Origin of the sequence: Burkholderia sp. BCC1640, assembly GCF_902833125.1 — a bacterium.
In the GTDB taxonomy this organism is placed as follows: Bacteria; Pseudomonadota; Gammaproteobacteria; order Burkholderiales; family Burkholderiaceae; genus Burkholderia; species Burkholderia diffusa.
The window spans coordinates 61112-74137 of sequence record NZ_CADFEF010000013.1; the positions used below are offsets into that span (position 1 = coordinate 61112).

Below are 13026 nucleotides of genomic sequence, written 5' to 3' on the forward strand. Positions count from 1 at the left end.
AGTGTGATCGGGGGCTGCTGACAGCGTGCTGTCAGTAGTCGTGGCGGTGCTGACAAAAGGGCGAACCTGACGGCCTGGGCGGGTAAGGGCGGTGCGGGAACCGCATCGGCGCGCGGGGTGGCGGGGCGGCACGCGGGGCGCCGCCCGCGTGGGGGCGGTGGAAAGAAAAACGCCCGGCACAGGCCGGGCGTCGTGGGGTGTCAGCAGGCGGCCGCGATGGCCGTCTCGCGTGTCAGGCGTCGCCTTCCGGCGCGGCCGGGCGTGCCTTCACGCTGCCGGCGATCAGGTCGAAGCGGAACAGCCGGCATTCGAGCGCGCCGTTGAACAGCGGCGTCTTCGCCGATTCGCGCAGTCGCAGCTGGCCCGGCAGCGACCGGTCCGACGTCAGCAGGAACGCCTGCCAGCCCGTGAAGCGCTGCTTGAGCGCATCGCCCAGCGCGTTGAAGAATTCGCTGTCCGGCGCGTCGGTGTGCGTGCGGCGGAAAGCGTCGTCGTTGCCGCGGTTGCGGCCGGTCTCGCGCACCTCGCCGCGCGCGCTGCGGCCTCGTACTTCGATCCGCTCGCCGTACGGCGGGTTCGCGAGGATGATGCCCGGGCCGTCGCACGGCGGCGTCATCCCGCGCGCGTCGACCTGCTTGAGCCACACCGACGGCACGCCCGCGCGCTCGAGGTTCGCGCGCGCCTTCTCGAGCATGTCGCCCGAGATGTCGCTGCCGTACACGCCGAGCGAATCGCGCTTGCCGCGCGCCGCGCGCTTCGCGTCGAGCGCCGCGACCTTCAGGCCCTGCCATGCGGTGATGTCGTATTGCTTGAGCTTTTCGAAGCCGAACCGGCGCTCGACGCCCGGTGCGACGCCGAGCGCGATCTGCGCGGCTTCCGCGAGGAAGGTGCCGCTGCCGCACATCGGGTCGTACAGCGGCGTGCCGGGCGCCCAGCCCGTCAGGCGCAGGATGCCGGCCGCGAGGTTCTCGCGCAGCGGCGCCGCGCCCTTGTCGAGGCGCCAGCCGCGCTTGAACAGCGGCTCGCCCGACGTATCGAGGTACAGCGTGCACTCGGTGGCCGTCAGGAACGCGAACACGCGCACGTCCGGCGCGCCGGTGTCAATGCTCGGGCGTGCGCCGGTCTTGTCGCGCATCCGGTCGCAGATCGCATCCTTCACGCGCAGCGTCGCGAATTCGAGGCTCTTCAGCGGCGACTTGATCGCGGTGATGTCGACGCGCAGCGTCTGCGTCGATGCGAACCAGCGTTCCCATGGCTGCTCGAGCGCGAGCGCGTAGACGTCCTGCTCGGTGCGGTACGGGCGGTGCGCGATCTTCAGCAGGATCCGGCTCGCGATTCGCGAATGGAGGTTCGCGGCCATGCCGGCGGCCCAGCCGCCGCGGAAATGAACGCCGCCCGGCACCTGCGCGCCCGCGGTGAACGGCGAGCCGTCCAGATGTCGGCCGGCGATTTCGGCCAGCTCGGCGGCAAGCGCCGCTTCGAGGCCGCGCGGGCAGGGAGCGAAGAATTCGTACAGGGTGGGCGAGGACATAAGGCGGGTGAGGACGTGCAAAAGTCCACTATTGTACGCGGCGCGAGCGGCCGGAGCCGGCGTTGCATCCGATTCGGGACGCCGGCGCCGGTGCGCCGGCCGCGACGGCGAGCCGGCGGGCCCGTGCGGCGGCGCCCACCCGGATGGCACGCCGCCGTCGAAGAATCAGTGCGAGCCCGGCTGGCTGGCCCGCGCGGCCGGGGTGCCGGCCGGCCAGAACAGCGCGGACGGCTTCGACAGCACCGTGCGGACGATCGCGCCGACCAGCGCGCGCACCTTGGTGCGGCGCAGGCTGCGCGAACGCACGGCCATCGTGAACGCGAGCGCGAAGCTCACGAGCACGTTGAGGATCGCCATGCTCAGGACGCCGGCGCAGGCCCACCACAGCTCAGGCGTGCCGAGCGCGCCCTTGCCGAGCACGCCGAGCGCGATCCCGATCGACCCGGCCGACAGCGTCACGTGGCGCACCTCGAACGGGAACAGGAACACGGTGACGATCGCCGGAACCAAGCCGAGCATCAGGCCGAGACCCACGTTGGCGACCACGCCCGCGACGTTCGAGCGACAGAAGTGCGCGAGTTTCGCGGCACCCGACGCACCGAGCGTGAGCCGCAGCCGTCGGTTGTACGTCAGCGCGTCGCCGACCCGATGCAGCACGAACCAGTTGTCGGCCCAGCCCGCGAGCAGGCTCGACGCCCACAGCAGCACGCCGGTCAGCGCCGCGTAGAGCGGCGTCGGGCCGAGCAGCGAGAACGAGTGGAGCGTCGCGTGTGCCTTCTCCGGCGAGATCAGGTTCGCGTGCATCAGGTTGCCCGCGAACAGCTGCACGAGCAGGGACACGGGCAGCACGACGAGCACGTTGCCGGAAATGGCCGCGGCCTGCGTGCGGATCAGTGCGATCACCGATGCCACGAACGCCTTCACGCCTGCCTCGTGACCGGTGTCGTCGAGCTCGCGCGCGAGCGTCGGCGCGGTCATCGCGGGTTGCTTGGTCGCGAGCGTGAAGTGCAGGAAGTGCATCAGCATGAAGCTCGCCGCGTAATTGACGCCCGCGAGCAGCCCTTCGAGCATCGACTGCAGATGCGCGCCGGTGATCGCGAACTTCACGCACACCGTCACGACGGTGACGAGCCCGCCGCCCGCGGCCATCCGCAGCATCTTCAGATACTCGGCGCGGCCGCGCGAGATGTAGTGCTCGCCGGTGTCCGCGTTGGTCTCGACGAGCTTGCGCGCGAACAGCGAGAAGTTGCTGCGCACGAGGTGCGACACGCTCTGGCTGTTCTGGTTCGCGTCGACGAGCTCGGCCGTCAGGCGCGCCATCCCGCGCAGATCGTCGCGTGCCATCCAGGCGTTGAGCAGCATTTCCGCGCGCAGGATGCGCATGCGCATCCGTTCGACCTGGAACACGATGTCGACCGACACGCCGTTGCGGTACAGGTGCGCGAACACGTCGTCGACGGCGATCCGGCATTCGTCGAGCAGCACGCGCAGGTAGTTCACCTCGTGCAGCAGCTTGCTCGGGTCGCCGCCGTCCTCGACGGCCGCGTGCGCGGTCTCGACCGCGAGCATCGCGCGCGTGAGCCGATAGAACGGCTGCGTTTCGAGCGGCTTGCGTGCGTCGTCGTCGGACAGGCGGCTGCGCACCGTCTGCGACAGGCCGGTCGAGCTGATCTGGCAGGTCAGGTTGTGCAGGGCGGCGAGCAGGTCGCGCGAGAACGAGCCGGGCTCGTGGCGCTCTTCGTCGGTGACGTCGAACGAGATCAGCTCGGCGAGGCGGGCGAGCAGGTCGTCGGGCAGCGCGTCGATCCATTGCACGTCTTCGGGCGTCGGAAACATCAGCGTGAACAGCGCCGTCAGTTCGCGGCGGTTCGGCGCGGGCGGGATCAGCGACGTGTCGATGCGCTCGAACAGCGCGCCGAAGAAGCCGGAATGCACGGGCATGCCCGCGTCGCACAGCAGCGAGATGCCGTCGCATTCGCGCAGGATCCCGCGCAGGATGCGTGCGGCGTGCGATTTCCATGCCGGATTGCGGTCGAGCACGTGGAACAGGTAGCGCAGCCGCGCGTGCGCCGGATATGCGCGCGCGTCGGCGTCGCGTTCGGCCGGCGCGTCGTGCGCGACCTGCATCGCGCCGTTGCGGCGCAGCCAGTGCGCGAGCTCGATCAGCCATTCGCTGCGCTCGGCGTACGGCGCGTCCGCGTCGGCATGCGCGAGCAGCGCATCGAGCTGGTGGCCCGCATTGCGCGACGCGCGCCACTTCTTGATCAGGGTCGTCAGGGAACGAAACATAAACGGAATAGCGAAAGCCCTGGACGGGCGGGTTCGGGATGCCGGCCGGAACACGGCGCGGCGCCGGGGAGAACGGTGAGGCTGGCCGGGTGGCCGGACGACGCGCGGCGACCCGCGATGCGGCTGCCCCGGTGCGGTGCACGCGGACACGCATGCGCGCCCCGGGAGACGCGGCGATCGGACCGGACACGACGGGCGGATCGCCGCCGGCGGGCGCGCACGACGAGCGGCGCGAGCCGGAAAGTGCGTAGGATCGTCAATCGGGCGCGAAAACGCAAGCCGACCGTGTTGCGTGGTGCCGGTTCCGGCGGATTTTGACAAACAATGCAAACCCGCCGTCCGGCCGATGGATGCCGAGCAGTGTCGGCCGAAGCGGCGAGGGCGGCAGGTTCGCGTGCGCGGTTGCGCGCGCACGCGGATCGATGCCGACGACGTTTATCGGACGCCGGCCCGCGCGTCGCGCTTACGCGCCGGACTTGCCGGTCGCGCCCGCGTCGTCGCCGGGTGTCGGAGCGGCCGGGCAGGGCACCGCGGGTGCAGCGGCCGTTGTCTTGCCGGATGCGGTCGTCGAGGTGGTCGACGCAGCCGCGGCGCCGCGCCGCGCGGCCATCGCGCGCACGCCGGACGCGGCCTGCGATGCGATCACGTCGAGCGCGCGCCGGTGGCCCGCGACGAGCGCGTCGTAGCCGTCGGCGACCGGTTCCGCGACGCTCGTGCGACACGTCATCACGGCCTGCGTGCCGAGCGCGCGCACGCTCCACACCGCATCGATCGCCGCGCGTTTGCCGGGCCACGACTCGAAGCGCTGCACGTTCACGCTGATCCGATAGACGGGCACGCCGGCCGGATACGCGGAATTCGCGACGTCGATCGTGCCGAGCTGCGCGGCGAGGTCGTCGGACAACGCGCGGCGGATTTCGTCGGCGGGCGGCGCGGCCCAGCGCTCCTGCTCGAGCACGTCGACCTGCGCGGCGTTCTTCTGCACGACGAGTTGGTTCTTCGCGACCTGCTCGGGCACGCCGACGGACGGCACCTCGATCAGGAACGACGGATTGGCGGGCGCGGTGCGCACGGGCGCGGCGGCGTCGGCCGGGCTCAGCGTATAGAACCGCGCGGGCGGCGAACTGCACGCGGCGAGCGCGAGCGCGGCGAAGACTGCCGCCGCGCCGCTCGCGAGGATATTCACGCGTGTCGTCGTCATTATTGATCTCCTGGCTTGCCCTTGAGCAGCGATTCGGGATGGCGCTCCAGATAGTCCGCGAGCGCGTTCAGCGATTGCAGCGTGCGCGTGAGTTCCTTCAGCGCGCCGCGCACGTCGGACTGCAACGGCGAATCCTGCTGCAGCGTCGCCTCGGCGGTCGAGAAGGTCTGCTTCGCGGCCGACAGCGTGTCGCGCGCTTCCGGCGCGACTTGCGTGTCGAGCTGCTTGAACAGCTTGTCGGCGTTCGACAGCGCGCTGTTCAGGTTCGCGCCGATCTGGTCGAACGGCACCTTGTCGAGCTTCTTCGCGATGTCGGCGACCTGCAGCTGCAGTTCGTCGAGCGTGTTCGGCACGGTCGGCAGCTCGAGCGGCTGGCGCGCCGCGTCGATCTTCACGACCGGCGCCTTCGGGAAGAAGTCGAGCGCGACGTACAACTGGCTCGTCAGCAGGTTGCCGGTGCGCAGCTGGCCGCGCAGCCCGTGCCTGACGAGGCGCTCGACGATCTCGCGGCGGCCCGCTTCGCCCTTGCTCTCGATCGTTTCGCGGAAGCGCGGGCCGAGCCGCTCCGGATACACGTTCATCGTCACCGGCATCAGGAAGTTCTTGGTCTTCGGATCGAAGTCGATGCCGATGTTCGTCACTTCGCCGAGCACGATGCCGCGGAAGTCGACCGGCGCGCCTACCGCGAGCCCGCGCAGCGACTGGTTGAAGTTCATCACGACCTGCAGCGGCTGGCCGTCCGGATCGCGCATCGCGTCCGTCTCGTCGGAGCCGAGGCGGAAGGTCGTGTTGTTCGGCGCCGTCGCGCCGCTGTCCTGGTTCGGCGGCGTCTGGAACGCGATGCCGCCGAGGATCACCGTCGCGAGCGACTGCGTGTTCAGCTTCAGGCCGCTCGAATCGAGCCGCAGGTCGACGCCGCTCGCCTGCCACCAGCGCGAGTTCACGCCGACGTACTGGTCGTACGGCGCGTTGACGAACACGTTGAACGTGACGCCCGTGCCGTCCTTGTCGAGCGAGAAGCCGACCACCTGGCCGACCGGCACGCGGCGGTAGTAGACGGGCGAGCCGATGTCGACCGAGCCGAGCGAATCGCCGCGCAGCACGTACTGCGTGCCCTTCTGGTCGCCGGTCACGGCCGGCGGTGTCTCGAGGCCGGTGAAGTCGGTCTGCGTGTCCTGCCCGTGGCCGGCATCGACGCCGATGTACGCGCCCGACAGCAGCGTGCCGAGCCCCGACACGCCGGTCGCGCCGACGCGCGGACGCACGATCCAGAAGCGCGAGCCCTTGACCGCGAAGTCCTCGGCTTCCTTCTTCAGCTGCACCTGGACGAGCACGCGCGACAGGTCCTTCGACAGCTTGATCGTCTTGACCATGCCGATCTCGACGTCCTTGTACTTGACCTGCGTCTTGCCCGGCTCGAGCCCTTCCGCGCTGTGGAAGCTGATCGAGACTTCCGGGCCGCGCTCGCGCACGGACTTGATCACGAGGCCGATACCGATCAGCGCGGCGATCAGCGGCACGAGCCAGACGAGCGACGGCAGCCAGCCGCTTTTCGTCGAGATCGCCGGATCGGGCGGCCGGGACGCGTCTTGCTGCGGGCCTTGCGGACTATTCATGGTGTTTCCCTGAGGTTTCGACTGGATCCCAGATCAGGCGGGGATCGAACTGCATCGACGCGAGCATCGTCAGGATCACGACCGAGCCGAACGCGAGCGCGCCGGGTCCGGCCGTGATGACGGCGAGCGAACGGAAATGGACGAGCGCGACGGTGAGCGTCACGACGAAGATGTCGAGCATCGACCAGCGGCCGATCCGCTCGACGATCCGGTACAGGCGCGTGCGCTGCAGCGGCCGCCACACGGTGCGCCGCTGCGCGGTGCCGACGAGGAGCGTCAGCACGCCGAGCTTGAGCATCGGCACGAGGATGCTGGCGACGAACACGACGACCGCGAGCGGCCAGTCGCCGGACGTCCAGAAATAGATGACGCCGCTCATGATCGTGTCCTCCTGCGAGCCGACGATCGACGACGTGCGCATGATCGGCAGCAGGTTCGCCGGAATATAGAGGATCGCGGCCGCGATCAGCAGCGCCCACGTGCGCATGATGCTGTTCGGCGTGCGGAAGTGAAGCGTGCTGCCGCAGCGCGCGCAGTGCGCGTGCGGATGGTCGATCGTCTGCACGAGCCCGCATGCGTGGCAGCTGGCGTAGCCCTCGCGGGCGGCGGTCGGCATCGTCATTGGCGGGGCGCTTGCGGCGGCGGAGCGGTGCCGTCGGGCGAGGCAGGCGAGCGCCCGGCGCGCAGGTCGTCGGCGATGTCCCACAGCGTGCGTGGATCGAACATCAGCACGACGGCGGTCATCAGCGTGAGCGCGCCGAACGCGAACAGCGCGGCGTCGGGCACGACGCGCGCGAGGCTCACCATCTTCACGATCGTCACGACGATCCCGAGCATGAACACCTCGATCATCCCCCAAGGCCGCACGAGCTGGATCGTGCGCAGCACGAAGTTGAGGCCCGGCGGCACGACGCCACGCCGGATCGGCAGCAGCACGTAAAGCAGCGCGGCCATCTCGACGAGCGGGAACAGCACGGTCGAGCAGAACACCATCACGCCGACGGCCTCCATGCCCTGATGCCACAGCGCGTCGATCGCGCCGATCAGCGTCGTCTGCACGCGGGTGCCGTTGAGGTCCATTTCGAGGATCGGGAATGCCTGCGCGATGACGAAGGTGACGAGCGCCGCGACCGCAAGCGCGCTGATGCGCTCGATCTGCGTGGTGCTGTTGCGATAGAGCAGCGCGTCGCAGCGCGGGCAGCGCGCGATTTCGCGACCGCTCAGGCGCGGTTTATGCAACAGTGCGTCGCATTCGTGGCAGGCAATCAGGTCGTGTCGTTGCATGGAAAAGGCGGTAGTGCGACGGGCAGGGGAACGCGTCGACGGGGCCGGAACCCGCGCCAATCTTACCAAAACGGCTTTTTCGGCGTGTCAACGCCCGGTTGCCGGGTGACCGGGCGGTAACATGGCGCAAACCTGACAGCGGGCTGGCGTGCCTGTCCTCAGAGTCCGCGCGTGACAAAAGGTTGCGGTAGCATGGCGGCCTTGACAAGCGTCGGACGAATTTACCGGCGCAGCCGTTCGCTCAACTGAGGAATCCATGATGGCATCGAAATCGCCGCCGGCCGCGCCGGCACGGTACGCGCACACCGCGATCGCGCTGCACTGGCTGATCGCGCTGCTGATCGTCTGCGGCTTCGCGCTCGGCTGGGTGATGACCGACATCCCCGGCTTCACGCCGACGAAGCTCAAGTACTTCTCGTGGCACAAGTGGATCGGCGTGACGGTGTTCGCGCTGGCCGTCGTGCGCGTGCTGTGGCGCGCGACCCACGTGCCGCCGCCGCTGCCGGGCGGCACGCCGGCGTGGCAGCGTGCGGTGTCGCACGGCGTGCACATGCTGCTGTACGTGCTGATGATCGTGATTCCGGTGACGGGCTACCTGTATAGCTCCGCGTCGAACATCCCGGTCGTCTATCTCGGCATCGTGCCGCTGCCGCGCCTGATCGATCCCGATCCTGCGCTGAAGGAAACCTTCAAGACGCTGCACGTGTCTTTGAATTACATTCTGCTTGCGCTCGTCGCCATGCACGTGCTCGCGGCGTTCAAGCACCAGTTGTTGGACCGCGACGGCCTGCTGTCGCGGATGCTTCCCTCCGCCAAATGAAGGATCCCATGAAAGTGTCTTTCTCCCGCTCCATGCTGACCGCGTTCGCCGCGGTGTCACTTGTCGCGTCGGCCGCGGCGCACGCCGACGTCGATCTCGCGAAGAGCAAGGTGTCCGCCGTGTCGAAGCAGATGAACGTGCCGACAGAAGGCGCATTCAAGAAGTTCTCCGCGCAGGTGAAGTTCGACCCGGCCAAGGCCGCGCAGGGCAGCGCGCAAATGACGATCGACATCGCGAGCTTCGACCTCGGCGACAAGATGTACAACGACCAGGTCGCGGGCAAGGACTGGTTCGACGCGAAGGCGTATCCGCAGGCGACCTTCGCGTCGTCGGCGATCGCGCCGGCGGGCGGCAACAAGTACAACGTGACCGGCAAGCTGACGATCAAGGGCAAGTCCGAGACCATCACGGTGCCCGTCACGGTCACGCAGAGCGGCGCGACGCAGACCTTCGACGGCGTGCTGCCGATCAAGCGTTCGGCGTTCAACGTCGGCACCGGCGAGTGGAAGGACACGTCGATCGTCGCCGATGAAGTGCAGATCAAGTTCCATCTCGTCGCCACGAAGTAAGCGGCGGGCTGTCGCATCACCCCGAATGCCGCGCGAGGGCGCGGCGCTGTTCCAAGGAGAAAGCGTTTGAAAAAGCATCTGATCATCGCCGCGGGCGCGCTGGCCGCTTCGCTGTCGTTCTCGGCATTCGCCGACAGCGCGACGTACCAGTTCGACTCGAGCCATACGTACCCGAGCTTCGAGGCCGACCACTTCGGCGGCCTGTCGGTCTGGCGCGGCAAGTTCGACAAGTCGAGCGGCACCGTGACGCTCGACCGCGCGGCGAAGACCGGTACGGTCGACGTGACGACCGACATCGCGTCGATCCACACGGGCAGCGCGAAGCTCGACGAGCACCTGCAGACGGCCGAGTTCTTCGACGTCTCCAAGTTCCCGCAGGCGAACTACAAGGGCGCCATCAAGTTCGACGGCGACAAGCCGGTGTCGGTGGTCGGTAACCTGACGCTGCACGGCGTCACGAAGCCGGTCACGCTGAAGATCGATTCGTTCAAGTGCATGCCGCATCCGATGCTCAAGCGCGAAGTGTGCGGCGTCGACGCGGTCGGCGAATTCAGCCGCGACGATTTCGGCCTCGACTACGGCAAGCAGTACGGCTTCAAGATGAAGACGAAGCTGCTGATCACGGCCGAAGCCGTCAAGCAGCAGTAACGCGCCCGACCGGGCCGGCCGCCGCGTCACGCCGCCGGCCCGTCGCGAGCCAGCCGCCGCGCTCCCGTTTTCAGGGGGCGCGGCGGTTTTTTTTGCGCGCCTATAATCGTCGGCGCAGCTCGCGGCGCGAGAACCGGCGCGCCGGATACAACGTACAACGACAAGGAGATCGCCGATGCACGCCGTCACGCAGTCCAGCTCCATTGCCTCGTCGCCGCGCGTGTGGCGCGCGGTGGTCGCCGCGTCGATCGGCAACGCGCTCGAGTGGTTCGACCTCGTCGTCTACGGCTTCTTCGCGGTGACGATCTCGAAGCTGTTCTTCCCGGCCGGCAACGACACCGTGTCGCTGCTGCTCACGCTCGGCACGTTCGGCGTGTCGTTCTTCATGCGCCCGCTCGGCGCGATCGTGCTCGGCGCGTATGCCGACCGCGCGGGCCGCAAGGCCGCGCTCACGCTGTCGATCCTGTTGATGATGGCCGGCACGCTGGTGATCGCGGTGCTGCCGACCTACCAGACGATCGGCGTTGCCGCGCCGCTGATCCTCGTCGCCGCGCGGCTGATGCAGGGTTTCTCGGCCGGCGGCGAATTCGGCAGCGCGACCGCGTTCCTGGCCGAGCACGTGCCGGGCCGGCGCGGCTTCTTCGCAAGCTGGCAGGTCGCGAGCCAGGGGCTCACGACGCTGCTCGCCGCCGGCTTCGGCACCGTGCTGAACGCACAGCTCACGGCCGACCAGATGGCCGCGTGGGGCTGGCGCATCCCGTTCTTCTTCGGGCTGCTGCTCGGGCCCGTCGCGTACTACATCCGCTCGAAGGTCGACGAGACGCCCGAATTCCTCGCCGCCGAAAGCACCGCGAGCCCGCTGCGCGACACGTTCGCGTCGCACAAGGCACGGCTCGTCGCCGCGATGGGCGTGGTGGTGCTCGGCACCGTCGCGACCTATCTCGTGCTGTTCATGCCGACCTACGGCGTGAAGCAGCTCGGCCTTGCGCCGTCGGCCGCGTTCGCCGCGATTCTCGTCGTCGGCGTGATCCAGATGGCGTTCGCGCCGCTCGTCGGCCACTGGTCGGATCGGTACGGACGCGTGCGCGTGATGCTCGCGCCGGCCGTCGGCATCCTCGTGCTGATCTATCCGGCGTTCGCGTACCTCGTCTCGCATCCGGGCTTCGGCACGCTGATCGCGCTGCAGGTGCTGCTCGCGTTCCTGATGACCGGTTATTTCGCGGCGCTGCCGGGCCTGCTGTCCGAAGTGTTTCCGGTGCAGACGCGCACGACCGGGATGTCGCTTGCGTATAACGTCGCGGTGACGATCTTCGGCGGCTTCGGGCCGTTCATCATCGCGTGGCTGATCCGCGCGACCGGGATGAAGACCGCGCCGAGCTTCTACCTGATGTTCGCGGCCGTGCTGAGCCTCGTGGCGCTGGTCGTGCTGCGCCGGCGGTTCGGGTTCCGGTGACGCGGGGCGCGCGGCGGCGCGTCAGTCGCTGACGCGCTCGCATACCGGCTGTGCCGGCATCAGTTGCGCGGGCGCGGCGACGGTCCGCACCGACCGGCCGGCGAGCGCGTCAAGCGCCTGCCGGAGCTGCCAGTCGGCATCCGTGCCGAATTCCCGCTGCGGCAGCGCCGCGCTCTTCGACGTATCGATTTTTTCGCGCACGCGCGCTTCGCGCAGCGTTTGCCGTGCCTTGCGGACCTGCGCGAACGGATCGGGCGCCAGCCGGTCCGCATACGGCGCGCGGGCGAGATCGACTTCGCGGTACCAGAGCAGCACGCCGTCGACGTCCGAGTCGCGGCGCGGCGGCACGAGCCAGTCCGGCACGACGCCATAGCCGTCCATCGGGCAGCCGTTCGGCCGCAGGTTGCGCGCGAACGTGAAATTGACGCGCGTGCCGTCGATCAGGTCGACGCCGGTCTGCGCGAGCCCCTTTCCGTAGGTCGGCATCCCGAGCAGCCGCGCGCGGCCGAGATCCTTCAGTGCCGCCGCGGTCGCTTCGGCGGCTGACGCGCTCTGTCCGTCGACGAGCACGACGAGCGGCACGGTGCGCCACCAGTCGTCCGCCTGCAGCGGCGCGAGCGGATCCTGGCCGTGCATGACCGGCAGTTCGTAGTCGGGCCAGTTGGTCGTGAAGCGGCGGCGCTTCGTGCCGTCGCGCTCGAGCGTCATCATCGCGGTGCGGTCGCGCCCGGCGAACAGCGCGGTGATGCCGATCGCCGCATTCAGCGCGCCGCCGCCGTTGATGCGCAGATCGAGGATCACGCCTTTCACCGGCGGCCCCGCGCGGCGCGCGGCCTGCACCGCGTCGATATAGTTGCCGACCGCCGGCTCCGGGAAGCTCGACAGCCGCGTGTACAGGATGTCGCCGGCGAGCCGCTTCGCGGTCGCCGGGTGTGGCCGGACGATCGCGCGGACCGGCGCGAAGGTCAGCGTTGCAGGGTTCGGACCACGCCGGACCGTGAGCTTCAGCGGCACGCCCGCGTCGCCCTTCGCGAGTTTCACGACCTCGCCGCTGTCGATGCTGACGACGCTCCGGTCGTTCATCGCGACGACGAGATCGTCGGGCCGCACACCGGCCTGTTCGGCGGGCGCGTCCGGGATCACGTCGATGATGTGCAGCCCGTCGGGCCGCGTCTCGAACACGATGCCGATGCCCGGCGTGCCGTCGCGTGCGCGGCGCTCGTCGTCGCGCCGTTCCTGCTCTTCCTTTGCGTTGAAGAAGCGCGCATACGGCAGCGTCTTGATTCCGTCGTGCACGGTGGCGTCGAGCAACGCGCCGATGTCGACGTCGGTCAGGTGCTGCTTCTTCAGCACTTCGACCGCAGCCTTCAGTTCGCAGAGCTGCGGTTCCCAGTCGGGCGGGCAGGGTGACGGTTGTGACGCCGCCGCAGCAGCAGCAGCGTGCTGGGCGGACGCGGATTGCGCGCGAGCGGCCGATGCGCATGCAACGAACGCAGCCGCGGCGGCGGCACCGGTGCTCCAGGCGACGATGCGATGAAGGACACGCGAGGCAGGCATCATGAGGACGGGTGGCGGGGCGGGATGGTGAAGCGATTGTAGCCGACGGTCCGTGCGG

11 protein-coding genes are annotated in these 13026 nt (G+C 69.0%); 4 read left to right on the plus strand and 7 right to left on the minus strand.

Annotated elements, in window-relative coordinates; translation table 11 throughout:
* Positions 1-232: 232 nt before the first annotated feature.
* The 6 genes from HWX25_RS16105 to HWX25_RS16130 form a co-directional block, all read right to left on the minus strand.
* Complete coding sequence (locus tag HWX25_RS16105) at positions 233-1531, minus strand: class I SAM-dependent RNA methyltransferase (RefSeq protein WP_175909105.1); 1299 nt, start codon at positions 1529-1531, stop codon at positions 233-235.
* Between the two features lie 165 nt (positions 1532-1696).
* Positions 1697-3820 carry a site-specific recombinase gene (locus tag HWX25_RS16110; protein WP_175909107.1) on the minus strand — a complete coding sequence of 708 codons (2124 nt, stop codon included), beginning with the start codon at positions 3818-3820 and terminating at the stop codon, positions 1697-1699.
* Between the two features lie 463 nt (positions 3821-4283).
* Positions 4284-5021 carry a PqiC family protein gene (locus HWX25_RS16115; protein ID WP_059820460.1) on the minus strand — a complete coding sequence of 246 codons (738 nt, stop codon included), beginning with the start codon at positions 5019-5021 and terminating at the stop codon, positions 4284-4286.
* Positions 5021-6637, minus strand: coding sequence for an MlaD family protein (locus tag HWX25_RS16120; RefSeq protein WP_059535365.1), 1617 nt, complete (start codon positions 6635-6637; stop codon positions 5021-5023). Before HWX25_RS16120 ends, HWX25_RS16115 begins: the two co-directional genes overlap by 1 nt.
* A complete protein-coding gene (locus HWX25_RS16125; RefSeq protein WP_059820461.1) occupies positions 6630-7259 on the minus strand; it encodes a paraquat-inducible protein A in 630 nt (209 codons plus the stop codon). Before HWX25_RS16125 ends, HWX25_RS16120 begins: the two co-directional genes overlap by 8 nt.
* The gene (locus HWX25_RS16130; RefSeq protein WP_059820462.1) at positions 7256-7921 is read right to left on the minus strand and encodes a paraquat-inducible protein A; all 666 of its coding nucleotides are present in this window, start codon (positions 7919-7921) and stop codon (positions 7256-7258) included. Before HWX25_RS16130 ends, HWX25_RS16125 begins: the two co-directional genes overlap by 4 nt.
* Before the next feature lie 259 nt (positions 7922-8180).
* Between HWX25_RS16130 and HWX25_RS16135 the strand changes: the two genes are divergently transcribed.
* The 4 genes from HWX25_RS16135 (at position 8181) to HWX25_RS16150 (ending at position 11411) form a co-directional block, all read left to right on the plus strand.
* A complete protein-coding gene (locus HWX25_RS16135) occupies positions 8181-8741 on the plus strand; it encodes a cytochrome b (protein WP_059820463.1) in 561 nt (186 codons plus the stop codon).
* 8 nt (positions 8742-8749) lie between these two features.
* Complete coding sequence (locus HWX25_RS16140) at positions 8750-9310, plus strand: YceI family protein (protein ID WP_059820514.1); 561 nt, start codon at positions 8750-8752, stop codon at positions 9308-9310.
* 66 nt (positions 9311-9376) lie between these two features.
* On the plus strand, positions 9377-9958 hold the full coding sequence (locus tag HWX25_RS16145; RefSeq protein WP_059820464.1) for a YceI family protein: 582 nt from the start codon (positions 9377-9379) through the stop codon (positions 9956-9958).
* A 175-nt stretch (positions 9959-10133) separates the two neighbouring features.
* Entirely contained in the window at positions 10134-11411 is a 1278-nt protein-coding gene (locus HWX25_RS16150; protein ID WP_059820465.1) for an MFS transporter, read from the plus strand.
* Positions 11412-11432: 21 nt separating this feature from the next.
* On the opposite strand, the gene HWX25_RS16155 is transcribed toward HWX25_RS16150, so the two are convergent.
* Positions 11433-12971 (minus strand): S41 family peptidase, encoded by a 1539-nt coding sequence (locus tag HWX25_RS16155; RefSeq protein WP_175909109.1) that lies wholly within the window; start codon positions 12969-12971, stop codon positions 11433-11435.
* Positions 12972-13026: the final 55 nt, after the last annotated feature.